This is a genomic window from Thermus islandicus DSM 21543 (assembly GCF_000421625.1).
Taxonomy (GTDB): domain Bacteria; phylum Deinococcota; class Deinococci; order Deinococcales; family Thermaceae; genus Thermus; species Thermus islandicus.
The window spans coordinates 26,397-40,855 of record NZ_ATXJ01000006.1; the positions used below are offsets into that span (position 1 = coordinate 26,397).

16 protein-coding genes, 1 pseudogene and 1 riboswitch are annotated in these 14,459 nt (G+C 69.4%); of the genes and pseudogenes, 7 read left to right on the top strand and 10 right to left on the bottom strand.

Features of this window, described 5'->3' with window-relative positions; genetic code table 11:
* Positions 1–6: 6 nt before the first annotated feature.
* The 3 genes from H531_RS0107315 to thiE are packed head-to-tail and all read right to left on the bottom strand — an operon-like array spanning position 7 to position 1,591.
* The gene (locus tag H531_RS0107315; RefSeq protein ID WP_022798704.1) at positions 7–789 is read right to left on the bottom strand and encodes a thiazole synthase; all 783 of its coding nucleotides are present in this window, start codon (positions 787–789) and stop codon (positions 7–9) included.
* Entirely contained in the window at positions 790–984 is a 195-nt protein-coding gene (gene thiS, locus H531_RS0107320; RefSeq protein ID WP_022798705.1) for a sulfur carrier protein ThiS, read from the bottom strand. It abuts the gene before it with no gap.
* Complete coding sequence (gene thiE, locus H531_RS0107325; RefSeq protein ID WP_028490718.1) at positions 971–1,591, bottom strand: thiamine phosphate synthase; 621 nt, start codon at positions 1,589–1,591, stop codon at positions 971–973. The genes thiS and thiE overlap by 14 nt, the downstream gene beginning before the upstream one ends.
* Positions 1,592–1,661: 70 nt before the next feature.
* Positions 1,662–1,770, bottom strand: a riboswitch (TPP riboswitch).
* Positions 1,771–1,820: 50 nt separating this feature from the next.
* On the opposite strand from thiE, the pseudogene H531_RS13890 reads away from it, so the two are divergent.
* A pseudogene (locus H531_RS13890) lies at positions 1,821–2,105 on the top strand (TSUP family transporter); the annotation flags it as partial.
* Between the two features lie 8 nt (positions 2,106–2,113).
* Positions 2,114–3,142 (top strand): sulfate adenylyltransferase, encoded by a 1,029-nt coding sequence (locus H531_RS14785; RefSeq protein ID WP_022798708.1) that lies wholly within the window; start codon positions 2,114–2,116, stop codon positions 3,140–3,142.
* Here the strand turns inward: H531_RS14785 and H531_RS0107340 are convergent.
* The 4 genes from H531_RS0107340 to cobT are packed head-to-tail and all read right to left on the bottom strand — an operon-like array spanning position 3,123 to position 6,710.
* Positions 3,123–4,448, bottom strand: coding sequence for a cobyrinic acid a,c-diamide synthase CobB (locus H531_RS0107340; RefSeq protein WP_022798709.1), 1,326 nt, complete (start codon positions 4,446–4,448; stop codon positions 3,123–3,125). The two genes, H531_RS14785 and H531_RS0107340, sit on opposite strands and share 20 nt — an antisense overlap.
* Positions 4,448–5,011: a cob(I)yrinic acid a,c-diamide adenosyltransferase gene (gene cobO / locus H531_RS0107345; RefSeq protein WP_022798710.1), complete on the bottom strand. Its 564-nt coding sequence runs from the start codon at positions 5,009–5,011 to the stop codon at positions 4,448–4,450. The genes H531_RS0107340 and cobO overlap by 1 nt, the downstream gene beginning before the upstream one ends.
* A complete protein-coding gene (locus H531_RS0107350; protein ID WP_022798711.1) occupies positions 4,990–5,679 on the bottom strand; it encodes an adenosylcobinamide-GDP ribazoletransferase in 690 nt (229 codons plus the stop codon). Before H531_RS0107350 ends, cobO begins: the two co-directional genes overlap by 22 nt.
* Positions 5,676–6,710 carry a nicotinate-nucleotide--dimethylbenzimidazole phosphoribosyltransferase gene (gene cobT / locus H531_RS0107355; RefSeq protein WP_022798712.1) on the bottom strand — a complete coding sequence of 345 codons (1,035 nt, stop codon included), beginning with the start codon at positions 6,708–6,710 and terminating at the stop codon, positions 5,676–5,678. The genes H531_RS0107350 and cobT overlap by 4 nt, the downstream gene beginning before the upstream one ends.
* A 62-nt stretch (positions 6,711–6,772) precedes the next feature.
* On the opposite strand from cobT, the gene H531_RS0107360 reads away from it, so the two are divergent.
* On the top strand, positions 6,773–7,681 hold the full coding sequence (locus H531_RS0107360) for an NADPH:quinone oxidoreductase family protein (RefSeq protein ID WP_022798713.1): 909 nt from the start codon (positions 6,773–6,775) through the stop codon (positions 7,679–7,681).
* Positions 7,681–8,217, top strand: a complete 537-nt coding sequence (locus tag H531_RS0107365) for a histidine phosphatase family protein (RefSeq protein WP_022798714.1) — start codon at positions 7,681–7,683, stop codon at positions 8,215–8,217. Before H531_RS0107360 ends, H531_RS0107365 begins: the two co-directional genes overlap by 1 nt.
* On the opposite strand, the gene H531_RS0107370 is transcribed toward H531_RS0107365, so the two are convergent.
* Positions 8,189–9,163 (bottom strand): YpdA family putative bacillithiol disulfide reductase, encoded by a 975-nt coding sequence (locus H531_RS0107370; protein ID WP_022798715.1) that lies wholly within the window; start codon positions 9,161–9,163, stop codon positions 8,189–8,191. The two genes, H531_RS0107365 and H531_RS0107370, sit on opposite strands and share 29 nt — an antisense overlap.
* 43 nt (positions 9,164–9,206) lie before the next feature.
* Between H531_RS0107370 and H531_RS0107375 the strand changes: the two genes are divergently transcribed.
* The 3 genes from H531_RS0107375 to H531_RS0107385 all read left to right on the top strand — a co-directional run bounded on the left by H531_RS0107375 (position 9,207) and on the right by H531_RS0107385 (position 12,094).
* On the top strand, positions 9,207–9,947 hold the full coding sequence (locus H531_RS0107375; protein WP_022798716.1) for a TerC family protein: 741 nt from the start codon (positions 9,207–9,209) through the stop codon (positions 9,945–9,947).
* 64 nt (positions 9,948–10,011) lie between these two features.
* The gene (gene fumC, locus H531_RS0107380; protein ID WP_022798717.1) at positions 10,012–11,406 is read left to right on the top strand and encodes a class II fumarate hydratase; all 1,395 of its coding nucleotides are present in this window, start codon (positions 10,012–10,014) and stop codon (positions 11,404–11,406) included.
* 73 nt (positions 11,407–11,479) lie between these two features.
* A complete protein-coding gene (locus tag H531_RS0107385; RefSeq protein ID WP_022798718.1) occupies positions 11,480–12,094 on the top strand; it encodes a superoxide dismutase in 615 nt (204 codons plus the stop codon).
* On the opposite strand, the gene mqnB is transcribed toward H531_RS0107385, so the two are convergent.
* On the bottom strand, positions 12,081–12,758 hold the full coding sequence (mqnB, locus tag H531_RS0107390) for a futalosine hydrolase (protein WP_022798719.1): 678 nt from the start codon (positions 12,756–12,758) through the stop codon (positions 12,081–12,083). The two genes, H531_RS0107385 and mqnB, sit on opposite strands and share 14 nt — an antisense overlap.
* Entirely contained in the window at positions 12,758–14,419 is a 1,662-nt protein-coding gene (locus tag H531_RS0107395; protein WP_022798720.1) for a glycerol-3-phosphate acyltransferase, read from the bottom strand. The genes mqnB and H531_RS0107395 overlap by 1 nt, the downstream gene beginning before the upstream one ends.
* Positions 14,420–14,459: the final 40 nt, after the last annotated feature.

A 14,459-nucleotide genomic window follows, 5' to 3' on the forward strand; every position in this document is an offset into this window, starting at 1 on the left:
CCTCCCCTATTGGGGCCCAGCCAGGGGCACGCCCTCCACCGGGCTGGAGGGGCTCGCCGCCTCCCTGGGCCGCATGGGCCCCGCGAGGTAAGCCTTCCTCCCCGCCGCCACCGCAAGCCGGAAGGCCTCGGCCATGGCGGGGGGGTCCTGGGCCTCGGCGATGGCGGTGTTCACCAAGACGGCGTCCAGACCGAGCTCCATCACCTCCGCTGCGTGGGAGGGAAGGCCAAGCCCCGCGTCCACCACCACCGGGGGAAGGGCGGCCCGCTCCCGGGCAAAGAGCTCCAAAAGGGCCCTTGTCCTCACCCCCCAGCCCGAACCGATGGGGGCGGCGAGGGGCATGACCGTGGCCGTGCCCAGGGCGGCGAGCCTTTTGGCCAGCACCAGGTCCGGCCCCATGTAGGGGAGGACGAGGAAGCCTTCCTCCAAAAGGTGCTCCGCCGCCCTTAGGGTCTCCACGGGGTCGGGGAGGAGGTAGGTGGGGTCGGGGATGACCTCCAACTTCACCCACCTTTCCCCGGTGAGGAGGCGGCCCAACCGGGCGAGCCTCACCGCCTCTTCTGCCGTTTTTGCCCCCGCCGTATTGGGCAGAAGCCTCACCCCGGCCAAGGCCTCCAGAAGCCCCACGTGCCCCGGGGCCTTAAGCTCCACCCGCCTTATGGAAACCGTCACCACCTCGGCCCCCGCGGCAGCGATGGCCTCCCGCATTGCCCCGAAGTCCTTGAACTTCCCGGACCCCAGGAGGAGGCGGCTTTTAAGCTCTACGTCCCCCACCTTCCAGGCGTCCATCTAGCCTCCTTGCATCAGGGCCACCACCTCCACCACGTCCCCGTCCCTAAGCACCCGGTCCGGGGCCTCGAGGCCCAAAAAGGCCTCCTCGTTGAGGAGGACGGCGACCCGCTCAAGCTCCACGCCCAGCGCCTCCAAGACCTCCCTCAGGTTCTTCCCCTCCAGGGGCTTGGGCTCGCCGTTAAGCCACACCATAGAGCCTTTCCCTGAAGGCCCGGGCCGCCCGCTCGGGGTCAGGGGCGTCCAGGATGGCCCGAACCACCACCACCCGCCGCGCCCCAGCCTTTAGGACCTGGTCCAGGTTGTCCAGGTCAATCCCCCCGATGGCGTACCAGGGCCTCTCCCCCAGGTGTTCCGCCGCCCAGCGCACGTAGGCAAGGCCCGCCGCCTTCCGGCCGGGCTTGGTGGGGGTCTCCCACACCGGCCCCACGGAAAGGTAGTCCGCCCCCTCCTCCCGGGCCCTTAGGGCCTGTTCAGGGGCATGGGTGGAGCGCCCCACCAGGCCCTGGAAGAAGCGGCGGGCCTCGAGGGGGGTGAGGTCCCCCTGCCCCAGGTGCACCCCATCTGCCCCCAAAAGGGCCGCCAGGTCCGGCCGGTCATTCAAGACAAAGGGGACCCCATAGCGCCGGGCCAGGGCCAGCATCCGCTCGCCCAGCTCCAGGGTGGGCCGCGCCTCCCAGTCCTTGGCCCTTAGCTGCAGGACCTCCACGCCCCCCGCCAGAGCCCTTTCCGCGCGGTCCAAAAGCTCTTTCCAGGACCAACCGGGCCTCGGGGTCACCACCAGGTAAAGCCTTCCGAGCAAGCTTCCACCCCCTTCAGGCGGGTGGGAAAGGCCCACGCGGCCCAAAGGAGGTTGGGTTTTGGGGGATCAGGGTCTTCCGCATAGGCTTCCCTCCGCCGGCATTACCCGGATCAGGTTCCAAGGGTTGCTGGGACCACCCAGCTCTCAGCCCCTCCATTGGGGCACCCCCAGCCTGCCCCCTCACTGTAGCACATCCGGGGGCCAAGAGGGGAGGCTACCTTACCCACCCGGGCTTGGGCTTTGGCGGGGCCTGAAGGGGTCCGCCCAGGGGAGGGAGCGGCCCTGCCTCCTCCCCCCGGCCGCCTTCGGGATCGGCCTCGAGGTGGGCTTCGCCTCGGCAGGGGCTGGGGCCCTGGGCACGCTCCTCCTCCTTTACGCCACCAGGCTTTCCCCCCAGAAGGTGGTGGGCACCGACCTCCTCTTCGGCCTCGTCCTCGCCCTGGTGGGGGGCGGGGTCCACCTCTACTTCGGCCAGCTGGACCCAGGCCTCCTCCTGGCCCTGGCCTCGGAAGGCAGGCCCCCGTGGTCCTCCACGACCGGCTGGTGGACGCGAGGGTGCTGGACCTGGTCCAGGGGGAGAGGGTCTACGTGGGCAAGGAGGAGGGGGAAAGCCAACCCACCGCGGTGGCCGAGGGCTTCGCCGTGGTCTTGGGGGTCCTGGAGGGCGGGGGATGGCCTGACCTCGCCCCCTACGCCAGGGGGCCCACCCTGGTGGTCCTCATGGGGGTGAAGCGGCGGGCCTGGATCGCAAAGGAGCTTCTTCGGCTGGGCCGAAGCCCCTCGGAGCCCACCCTCTTCGCCGAGCGGGCCACCACCCCGGAGGAGAGGCGGGTCCTGGCCCCCTTGGGGGAGGTGGCCCAGGACAAGGTGGCCGTGGCCTCCCCCGCGGTCTGGATCATCGGGGAGGTGGTCCGGGTCCTCGAGGGGGGCCGGCAGCCTGGCCCTCGCGGAGGTCTAGGATGGCGGAGGCGCTTCCCGTTCCAGACCCGCAACGCCCCCCACCGGGCCCACGAGTACCTGATACGGCTCGGCCTGGAGCTCGCGGACGGGGTCCTGGTCCACCCCATCCTCGGGGCCAAGAAGCAGGACGACTTCCCCACGGGGGTCATCCTCGAGGCCTACCAGGCGTTGATCGGCCACTTCCTCCCCGAGGAGCGGGTGGCTCTCTTCGGCCTCGCCACCCCCATGCGCTACTCCGGGCCCAAGGAGGCGGTCTTCCACGCCCTGGTGCGGAAGAACTTCGGGGCTACCCACTTCCTGGTGGGCCGGGACCACGCCGGGGTGGGGAACTTCTACGACCCCTACGCCGCCCACCGCATCTTTGACCGGCTTCCCCCCTTGGGGATTGAGATCCTCAAGGTGGGATCGGTCTTCCACTGCTCCTTGTGCGGCGGCATCGCCTCGGAGAGGACCTGCCCCGAGGGGCACCGGGACAAGCGCCTTTCCATCAGCATGACCCAGGTGCGGACCCTCCTTAGGGAGGGGAAGGCCCCGCCTTTGGAGCTCGTCCGGCCAGAGCTGGTCCCCATTCTCAGGAAGGGGGTCCGCTAAGCGCTCCCCCTTCCGCCGAGCGCAAGAGGCGCTCCGCCGCCCCTGGGGAGGCGGGCAGGTAGAGGTGGACGAAGCTCGCGAGAACCCGCCCGTCGGTATACCCCTCCACCTCCTCCCCGCCCAGGCGGCGCCAGGCGGGGCTTGGGGAGGGGGGAAGGCGGGCGTAGTGGAACTCATGCCCCTTGAGGCGGTCCCCCTTTCGGGCCACGGGGTTATCCCGCAAGGCCTCCACCTCCCGGTAGCCCAAGACGGGCCTCTCCGCCATGCGGGCCTCCCCTGGGACGAGCCCCACCATGGGGAAAAAGCGCTCCCCCACCCAAAGTCCCCGGGAGAGGTACATATACCCCCCGCACTCGGCTACGATGGGCCCGGGAAAGCGGCGGATGGCCTCCCTCAGGGCGCGGTTTTCCGAAAGCCTCTCGGCATAGAGCTCTGGGTACCCGCCTCCTAGGAGGAGGGCGTGGGCCTCGGGAAGGGCTTCGTCCTCGAGGGGGCTCACGGGCACAAGTTCTGCGCCTAGGGCCTCGAGGAGCTCCAGGGCCTCTGGGTAGTAGAAGGCGAAGGCCCGGTCCCAGGCGTAGGCGAGCCGGACCCTCGGGGGGCGCCTTTCGGGCAGAAAGGGCGGGGCCTCGGGGAGGGGTGGGGCCGAGGCGGCAAGCTCAAGGACCCTCGGGAGGTCCACCCGGAAGGCCCGGCGGAGGGCCTCTAGGGGGGGCTTAGCCTCCCCGGCGAGGACCAGGCCCAGGTGGCGCTCGGGGAGGGCGAGGGCCGGGTCTTCCGGGAGCCAGCCGAGGAGGGGCAGGCCCACAGCCTCGAGGGCCTCCTTCAGGATCCCCGCGTGGCGCTCCGAGCCCACCCGGTTGGCCAAGACCCCCACCACCCGCACCCCGGGGTGGAAGTCGCGGAAGCCCAGGGCGAGGGGGGCGATGGAGCCCGCCATCCCCTTGGCGTCCACCACCAGGGCGACCGGGGCCTTTAGGAGCCTCGCCACCTGGGCGGTAGACCCCACCTCCCCCAGCGGGTCCTTCCCGTCAAAAAGGCCCATCACCCCCTCAATAAGGGCGAACTCCGCCCCCCTTGCCCCATGGCGGAAGAGGGAAAGAAGGCCCTTTTCGTCCAGGAAGAAGCCATCCAGGTGGTAAGGCCTCCTCCCCGAGGCGGCCTCGAGGTGGGTGGGGTCAATGTAGTCGGGCCCCACCTTGAAGGGCTGAACCTTTAGGCCGCGCTCCCTTAAGGCGAGCAGGAGGGCAAGGGCAAGGGTGGTCTTTCCCGAGCCGGAGTGGGGGGCGGCGAGGAGGAGGCGCATCAGTGCTCTATCCCCCTTTGGGCCGGGACCCCCTGGTCAAAGGCGTGCTTCACCTTGCGCATCTCCGTCACCGTGTCGGCAAGGGCCAAAAGCGCCTCCGGGGCGCCCCGGCCCGTCACCGCCACGTGCACGTGGCGGGGCCTCGCTTTTAGGGCCTCCAGGAACTCCTCCAGGGGGATCCAGCCGTAGCGCAGGGGATAGGTGGCCTCGTCCAGGACCACGAGGTCGTAGGCTCCCGAAAGGATGGCCTCCTTCGCCCGCGCCCACCCCTCCCGGGCGAGGTCGGCCGAGTACGCGAGGTCCCGGCTCTTCCAGGTGAACCCGTCCCCTAGCCCCTCTATGGGGACGCCGAGCAAGGCAAAGGCCCGGTGCTCTCCGAAGCGCGCGGTCGCGTGCTTAATGAACTGGAAAATCCGCACCTTCAACCCTCGCCCGTGGGCCCTTAGGGCTAGGCCAAAGGCGGCGGTGCTTTTCCCCTTCCCGTCCCCGGTGTACACCAGGAGGAGTCCCCGCCTTTCCTCCCTGGGCTTCTCGTAGGGCTTCAGCCGCCTAGGCTCCTCCACAGGGCATAGCCTAGCAGGCTGCAAAGCTCCGCGAGGGCGATCATGGCCCCGAGGACATCCCCGTTCAAGCCCCCAAGGCGCGCCACGGAAAGCCCTGCTACCCCCCAGGCGGCCAGGAGGGCAAGGAGGGCGGGGAGGGGATAGAGGAGGAGGAAGGGCAGGGCGAGGAGGAAGGGTGGCAGGAGAGGCCCCCCGCGCACCAGCCCCGCCATCCCCGGGTGGAGGAGGGGGTAGCGGTTCAGGAAGGGCAGGAGGGCAAACCGGGCCCACCCGGGGAAGAGGAGGAGGAAAAGGGGGTCAGGGACCAGGGCCAGCGCCTGCCAAAGGAGGAGGAGGTAGACCCCACCTACCCCAAAGGCGAAGCCCCCCAGGTGGGGGTCCTTGAGGATGCGGAGGCGCTCCTCCCGGGGCCTCGCCCCTAAGAGGGCGTCTGCCAGGTCCAGAAGGCCGTCCAGGTGCAAGAACCCCGTGAGGCCAAGGAGAAAGGCCACCTTTAGGGCGGCAAGGAGGCCTGCAGGAAGCGGGAGAAGGGCGAGAAGGGCCAGGGGAAGCCCGAGAAGGTAGCCCACCAAAGGGAAGAAGGGGACGCTCTTCCGGTAGTCCCCCTCCTCCTTGGGGGCAAGGGGCAAAAGGGTGAGGAGGGCAAGGGCGAGGCGGAAGGCCCTCACGTTCCCCCGGAAACGCCCGCCTCCTCAAAGGTGGCCATGTGGAGGATGCGGGCCGCGGCCCTGAGGAGGGGCATGGCGAGGACCGCCCCCGTCCCCTCCCCCAGGGCGAGGTCCAGGTCAAGGAGGGGCCTGAGGTCCAAAGCCTCCAGCTGGCGGCGGTGCCCGGGCTCCCGGGAGAGGTGGCCGGCGAAGAAGTGTTCCCGGATTCCCGGGGCGAGCTTCCAGGCGAGCAAGGCCCCGCTCGTTACGGGAAAGCCGTCCAGCACCAGGGGAAGCCCGGCCTCATAGCCCTCCAGGTAGACCCCGGCAATGGCGATTAGCTCAAGCCCCCCCACCAGGGCGGCCACCTCGAGGGGCCCCATGCCGGGGCGGAGGCGGGCGAGGGCCCGGGCCACCGCCTGGCGCTTCCGCCTCAGGCCCTCCTCCCCCACCCCCGTTCCCCGGCCCACCACGGCCTCGGGGGGAAGCCCGAGGAGGGCAGCGGTAAGGGCGGCCGCCGCCGTGGTGTTGCCGATGCCCATGTCCCCGGCGGCGAGGAGGGTGGCGCCCGCGGCGATGGCCCGCCTCGCTGCCTCGCGGCCTGCCTGGAGGGCCCTTTCCACCTCCTCCAGGCTCATGGCAGGGCCTTGGGCGAGGTTACCCGTCCCCTCCCGCACCTTGCGCTTGAGAAGCCGCGGGTGGTCGGGGAGTTCTCCCTTCACCCCCACGTCCAGGACGTACACCTCGCAGTCGGCCACCCGGGCAAACTGGTTGATGGCGGCACCTCCCCGGAGAAAGTTGAGCACCATCTGCCGGGTGACCTCCTGGGGGTAGGCCGAGACCCCCTCGGCCACCACCCCGTGGTCCGCGGCGGCCACCACCACCGCCCCCCGCCCAAGCTCCGGCTTCACCCGCCCCTGGAGGGCGGCGAGGCGCAGGGCCACCTCCTCCAGGAAGCCCAGGGAACGGGGCGGTTTGGTGAGTTGGTCCACCCTTCGCCTCGCGGCCTCCAAAACCTTCGCCTGGGAAGCCTCGGACCCTTCGCCTGCCATGGGCGCATTGTACCGGGAAGGAGCCCCTTGGAGAAAACCGCCTCCTCGGGTAGGCTTGGGCCATGAAGGCCTGGGTGCAAAGGGCCCTGGGTGGGCCTTTGGTCCTAGAGGAAATCCCCGAACCCACCCCCGGCGAAGGGGAGGTCCTCCTGGAGGTGGAGGCGGTGGGCCTCAACTTCGCCGACCACCTGGTGCGCCTCGGGGCCTACCTTACCCGCCCCCGGCCCCCCTTCGTCCCGGGGATGGAGGTGGTGGGGGTCTGGGAAGGGCGGCGCTACGCCGCCTTGGTGGGCCTAGGAGGGCTTGCGGAAAAGGTGGCCGTGCCCCGGGAGGCCCTCCTTCCCGTCCCCGAGGGCCTGGGCCCGGAGGAGGCCGCCGCCTACCCCGTCTCCTTCCTCACCGCCTACCTGGCCCTGAAGAGGGCCCAGGCCAGGCCCGGGGAAAGGGTCCTGGTCCAGGCGGCGGCCGGGGCCTTGGGGACGGCGGCGGTCCAGGTGGCCCGCGCCTTGGGCCTCCGGGTCCTGGCGGCGGCCTCGAGGGCGGAAAAGCTGGCCCTTCCCCTGGCCCTGGGGGCGGAGGAGGCCGCTACCTATCCCGAGGTACCGGAGAAGGCCAAGGCCTGGGGTGGGCTGGACCTTGTGCTGGAGGTGCGGGGCAAGGAGGTGGAGGAAAGCCTCGGCCTCCTCGCCCACGGGGGAAGGCTCGTTTACATCGGCGCAGCCGAGGGGGAGGTAGCCCCCATCCCCCCCTTGCGCCTGATGCGGCGGAACCTTGCGGTGCTGGGCTTCTGGCTCACCCCCCTCCTCCAGGACCGGGCCCTGGTGGAGGAGGCCCTACGCTTCCTCCTCCCGCGGCTAGGTCAGGAGCTTAAGCCGGTGGTGGGCCGGGTCTTCCCCTTCCGCGAGGCCGAAGCGGCCTTCGGGGCCCTCCTGGACCGGGGGCACACGGGTAAGGTGGTGGTGCGGCGCTGATGGAGCTCTGGCTCGTCCGCCACGGGGAGACCCTATGGAACCGGGAAGGGAGGCTCCTCGGCTGGACCGATCTCCCCTTGAGCGCCACCGGGGAGGCCCAGGCCCGGGCCCTGAAGGGCCTCCTCCCTGCCCTCCCCGCCCACAGCTCCGACCTCAGGCGGGCCCTGAGGACGGCGGCCCTCGCCGGCTTTTGCCCCCGGGCCACCCCGGCCCTGAGGGAGATCCACTTTGGGGCCCTGGAGGGCGCCCTCTGGGAAGGGCTAGACCCTGCCCAGAAGGAGGCCCTCCTGCGCTTTGAGGGATTCCACGCTCCGGATGGGGAAAGCTTGGATGCTTTTCAGGAGAGAGTCCTCCGCTTCCTCGAGGGGCTCAAGGCCCCCTCCCTCCTCTTCACCCACGGAGGGGTGATCCGGGCGGTCCTCCGCGCCCTGGGGGAGGATGGCCTCGTCCCTCCGGGAAGCGTGGTGGTGGTGGACTGGCCCCGCCGGGTGGTGGAGCGGATCCACCCTAGCCCACCCGAACCCCCAGCCTCCTAGCGATGGCCTTGAGGGCCGCCTCCGCATGGGCCCGGCCGTTCTCAATGAAGACCGAGCGGGTGTCGGGGCCGAAGGCGCAGGAGCCGATGGCGAAAAGGCCGGGGATGGAGGTCTCCCACTCGGGCGAGAGGCGGGGCCTCTCCCCCTCGTAGGCCACGCCCGCCTCCCTGAGGAGACCGTCTTCCGCACGGTAGCCGATCTGGACCAGGACGAAGTCGGCAGGCAAAAACTCCCTTCCCCAGGGGCGCTTGAGCCAAAGTCCCTCCTCGGTGATGGCCTCCACCACCGCCTCCATCACCGCCTGGATGGCCCCTTCCTTCACCCGGTTTTCAAAGTCGGGCAAAAGCCAGTACTTCACCGAAGGGCGCACCCGCGCTCCCCGGTGGACCAGGCTGACCTGGGCCCCGGCGCGGAAGAGGTCTAGCGCCGCCTCCACGGCGGAGTTGCTCCCCCCCACCACCGCCACCTTCCGCCCGAAGAAGGCCGCGGCCTCCTCGTAGCGGTGAAGCACGTGGGGCAATTCCTCCCCGGGCACCCCCAGGCGGTTCGGCCGGCCGAAGTAGCCCGTGGCCACCACCAAGTACCGGGCCTGGAAGACCTCCTCTCCCCTAAGGCCCCTGGCCAGGACGCGGAAGCCCCCCTCCTGGCCCTCCAGGCGCACCGCCTCCGTATAGGTCCGCACCCTTAGCCCCTCCCTCTCCGCCACCCGCTGGTAGTAGAGGAGGGCCTCCTTCCGGGTGGGCTTGGGCCCCTGGGAGACCAAGGGGTGGCCGCCGATCTCCAGGTTCCTCCCCTCGGAGAAGAAGACGAGGTCGCGGGGGAAGCGGTAGAGGGTCTCGGCCACCGTGCCCCTTTCCAGCACCAGGTGGGAAAGGCCGAGCCGCTTGGCGAAGAGGGCGGCCGCCAGGCCCACCGGGCCCGCCCCCACCACGAGCACGTCCACCATGCCTTCAAGTCTACGGGAAACGGGAAGCTGTAGACTCCTACCCGTGGAGTGGCTCACCAATCCCGAGATCTGGCTGGCCTTCCTCACCCTGACGGTCCTCGAGGTGGTCCTGGGCGTGGACAACGTGATCTTCATCAGCATCCTGGCCTCCAAGCTCCCCAAGGAGGAGCAGGAGCGGGCCCGGGTGATGGGGCTGACCTTGGCGGCGGTGACCCGGATCCTCTTCCTCCTCTCCATCGCCTGGATCCTGGCCCTTAAAAAGCCCCTCTTCGCCCTCTTAGGCCACGAGGTCACGGGGAAGGACCTGGTGCTGGTGGCGGGGGGGCTTTTCCTCCTCTACAAGTCGGTGAAGGAGATCCACGAGAGGCTCGAGGGGGAGCCAGGCCATGCGGCCAAGCGGGTGGCCCCGAGCTTCTTTAGCGTCATCGCCCAGGTGCTCCTTCTGGACGTGGTCTTTTCCATAGACTCGGTGATCACCGCCGTGGGCCTCACCCCCCACGTGCCGGTCATGGTGGCGGCCATCCTCACCTCCGTAGGGGTGATGCTCCTCGCCTCGCGGGGCATCTACGCCTTCGTGAACCGCCACCCCACGGTGAAGATGCTGGCCCTTTCCTTCCTCCTCCTCATCGGCTTCACCCTGGTGGCGGAGGGCACGGGGGTGCACATCCCCAAGGGCTACGTCTACTTCGCCATGGGCTTTGCCGTCTTCGTGGAGTGGCTGAACCTCCGGGCCGGGCTCCGGGGCAAGCCGGTGAGGCTCCACGACCCCTACGAGGAGGAGTAGCCCCGGCTTAAGAGCCCTCCGGGCCTCAAGAAGGCTCGGGTAGAATCGGGCTCGGAGGTGGACGATGGACTACCGGATAGAGCGGGACACCATGGGGGAGGTCAAGGTTCCGGCGGACCGGTACTGGGGGGCCCAGACCCAGCGCTCTCTAGAGCACTTCCGGATAGGGGCCTGGCGCTTCCGCATGCCCCTCGAGGTCATCCGCGCTTACGGGATGCTGAAGAAGGCGGCGGCCAGAGCCAACCTCGAGCTGGGGGAGCTTCCCGAGGAGATCGCAAGGGCCATCCTCCAGGCGGCGGAGGAGGTGGTCCAGGGCAAGCTGGACGACCACTTCCCCCTGGTGGTCTTCCAGACCGGAAGCGGGACCCAGACGAACATGAACGTGAACGAGGTCATCGCCAACCGGGCCTCGGAGATCCTCGGAAAGCCCCTGGGGAGCAAGTACGTCCACCCCAACGACCACGTCAACCGGGGGCAGAGCTCCAACGACACCTTCCCCACCGCCATGTACGTGGCCGTGGCCCTGGCCCTCCACCAGAGGCTCTACCCCGCGGCGGAGGCCCTGATCCGGACCTTTGAGGAGAAGGCCCGGGCCTTTGACGACATCGTCAAGATCGGTCGCACCCACCTCATGGACGCCGTGCCCATCACCTTGGGCCAGGAGGTGGGAAGCTGGGCCGCCCAGCTCAGGAACACCCTGGCCATGGTGAAGGAGGCGGAAAAGGGCCTCTACCACCTCGCCATCGGGGGCACGGCGGTGGGCACGGGCTTAAACGCCCACCCCCGCTTCGGGGAGCTGGTGGCCAAGTACCTCGCGGAGGAAACGGGCCTTCCCTTCCGGGTGGCGGAGAACCGCTTCGCCGCCTTGGCCGCCCATGACGAGCTGGTCTTTGTCATGGGGGCCCTCCGGACCCTGGCCGGCGCCCTCATGAAGATCGGCAACGACGTCCGCTGGCTGGCCTCAGGGCCCTATGGGGGGATCGGGGAGATCTTCATCCCCGCCAACGAGCCCGGCTCCTCCATCATGCCCGGGAAGGTGAACCCCACCCAGGTGGAGGCCCTCACCATGGTGGTGGTGCGGGTCTTCGGCAACGACCACGCCGTGGCCTTCGCCGGGAGCCAGGGCAACTTCCAGCTCAACGTCTTTAAGCCGGTGATGGCCGACGCCGCCCTGGAGTCCATCCGGCTCCTCGCCGAGGCCATGGAGTCCTTCAACGAGCACCTGGCCAAGGGGATTGAGCCCAACCTGGAGCGCATAGAGGAGCATCTCCAGAAAAACCCCATGCTGGCCACGGCCCTCAACCAGGCCATCGGCTACGACAAGGCAGCGGAAATCGTGAAAAAGGCGTTGAAGGAGAGGAAGACCTTGAAGCAGGCGGCTTTGGAGCTGGGTTACCTCACCGAGGAGGAGTTTGACCGCATCGTGGTGCCCATGAAGCTGGCCAAGCCCCACGGCTAAGGGAAGAAGCTTTTGTGAGAAAGGCCACCCCGCAAGAGGTGGCCTCCTTTATAGTGGGGAATGGAGGTGAGGTATGCCGTACCCGTTTAAGCTTCCTGATCTGGGTTACCCTTACGAGGCCCTCGAGCCCCACATTGACGCCAAGACCATGGAGATCCACCACCAGAAGCACCACGGGGCCTACGTGACCAACCTCAACGCCGCCCTAGAGAAGCATCCTTACCTGCACGGGGTGGAGGTGGAGGTCCTCCTGAGGCACCTCGCCGCCCTGCCCGCGGACATCCAGACCGCCGTGCGCAACAACGGGGGTGGCCACCTGAACCACAGCCTCCTCTGGAGGCTCCTCACCCCGGGCGGGGCCAAGGAGCCCGTGGGGGAGCTGAAGAAGGCCATTGACGAGCAGTTTGGGGGCTTCCCCGCCCTCAAGGAGAAGCTCACCCAAGCGGCCATGGGCCGGTTCGGCTCGGGCTGGGCCTGGCTCGTGAAGGACCCCTTCGGCAGGCTCCACGTCCTCTCCACCCCCAACCAGGACAACCCCGTGATGGAGGGCTTTACCCCCATCGTGGGCATTGACGTCTGGGAGCACGCCTACTACCTCAAGTACCAGAACCGCCGGGCCGACTACCTCCAGGCCATCTGGAACGTCCTCAACTGGGACGTGGCCGAGGAGGTCTTCAAGCAGGCCTGAAACCCCCTTTTTCTTCGGCGAGGAGGCGCCCCACCGCCTGGGCGAGGGCGGCGACCGCCTCCCGGGTCCGCCACGCTGCCTTGTCCCGCACCCCGGCCACGTTGGAAAGGGCCCGGAGCTCCGCCCCCGGGATCCCCAAGGCCAGGCAGGCCCGGGCGAAGGCCGCCCCCTCCATGTTCTCCAGGGCCGCACCCCACCTCCCCGCCAGGGCCTGGGCCTCCTCCGGAGTTTCCGAGACCAGGTCCCGGGTGAGGCCCACCACGACCCCCAGGCCGAGCCTTTGGGCCAGGCCTTCCGTGAGGGGAGCGTCCAGGGGAAAGCGGTGGTAGAAACGCCTCCCCCCGAGCTCCAAAGCGGGAAAGCCCAGGGGCTCCAGGCCCTCCCTCAGGCCGAGGTCGGCCTCCACCTCCTCTCCCACCAGGACCGCTTTACCCAGGGAAAGCCCCGAGCCCGGGTAGGCCCCGGCGATCCCGAAGAGGAGGGCCTTCTCCACGGGGTTCCTGGCGGCGTAGGCCGCGAGGGCTAGGGCGGCGTTCACCTTGCCGAGCCCGGTCTCCAGGTAGACGAACCCTTCCCCCCTGAGGCCCCGCCAGGCGAAGAGGGTAAAGGGCTCGCCCTGGAGGAAGGAGGCCTCGAGGCGGGTAGGGGAAAGGAGGAGCCACACTACTCCACCACCCGAAAGCCCAGGGCCTCGGCCCGCTCCACGAAGAACTGGATGTTCTCCGCCTTCACCTCTCCCCCGAGGCTTTTCCGGTCAAAGGCCTCCTCCGCCGCCAGGACCATAGTCTCGGCGAGGCAGGCGGGGACCTGGTTGGGGGCCCCAAAGTGGAGGTCCAGGGTGGCCCTCGCCTCCCCGGGAAGCCGCACCACCCCCCCCGGGATCACCCGCACCCCCGGTACCTCCTTGACCGAGGGGTGGACATCCGGAGGCACCCCCTCATCGTAGACCCAGGCCCCCGGCTTCACGTGCTCCGGATAGATCACGGGGTTAGGATCGCTGGTGGCGGTGAAGACGAGGTCCGCTTCCCGGATGGCGGCGATCTCCGTGGTGGCCACGATCTCGGGGGCTTCCCCTTTCCTTTCCAGGTTCCTCCGGAGGCTTTCCGCCGCCTTTTCCAGGCGCTTTAGGTCCCGTCCCACGAGGAGGAGCCTGCCCACGTAGGGCGCGATCTGGCGGGCGATGCCGAAGGCCACCACCCCGTTCGCCCCCACCACGGCCGCGGTCACGCCCTTTAGGTCCCGGCCGGTTCGGGCGAAGTGGGCGAGGATCCGGGGGATGGCCGCCCTCACGGTGCCCGCAGTGTAGGCCCCGCCGTTCGTGACCTCTATCCCGGGAACCGCCTCCTGCACCGCCTTCCCCTTCTCCCCCACCACGCTCCAGAAGGCCCCCAGGCCCACCACCGTGGCCCCGAGCTCCCGGGCCAGCCTTGCCCCCTGGATGGCCCGGCGCACGGCGAGCTCGGGCTTGCCCTTGATCTGGTGGGGGAGGAGGGGGGCGGAGATGAGGTGGCAGCGCACCTCCCTCCCATCCGCCGTCCTCACCCCCCGCACCTCCCCCACCTTCATGGGACGGAAGCGTTCGGCGAGGCGCTCCATCCACTCCTGCCTCAGGAGGCCAAGCCGCACGAGAGGCCTTAGCCAGCGAAAGCGGGGGCTCTGCCAGAAGTCCTCCAGGGTCAGGGGGTGGATGAGGAAGGCGCAGACCACCTGCTTCTCGGAAGGAAGGGGCATGGGCTCCCCAAGCCTGGGCTCCGTGCCCTCGAGGATCCGCCCCAGGTTCTCCTTGTACCGCCACAGGGCGAGGAGGAGGAGGAGGAGGCTGAGGAACCTTTCTGTCGGCCCGAACCCCCCGAAGAGGAAGACCCCGAAAAGGCCCAGGGGCAGGGAGAGGGCGGCCAAGGAGGCGTAGCCCGTGAGGGCATAGACCGCAAGGGCCAGGGCCACGGGCACGAGGCCGAGGGCGGGCGGCAGGGGAAGGCCGGAAAGCACCCCCAAAAGGACCCCCGCCCCCTTGGCCCGGAGGGGCCAGGGGTCCCGGAGAAAAAGGGGATAGAGGTGGCCCAGATAGACCGCCACCCCGAGGGCGAGGAGCCCTGCGCCGTCCAGGCCAAGGACCCGCCCCAGCAAGAGGGGCAAATAGCCCTTGAGAACGTCTAGGAGGAAGGATAGGAGGACAAGCCCCAAGCCCATGCGTTTCAGGGCGCTCTCCAGGCCCAGGGCGTAGGGGCTCGCCGTGCGCGGGTCCACCCCGCGCCTTTGGGCCAGGCCGTAGCCCAAGGGCAGGCCCCCCACCAGGTAGGCCAGGGGAAGGAGAAGCCAGGTCATCCCCGGTAGTTTAGCCCTGCCCCCCTGTTCCGGGCGAGGG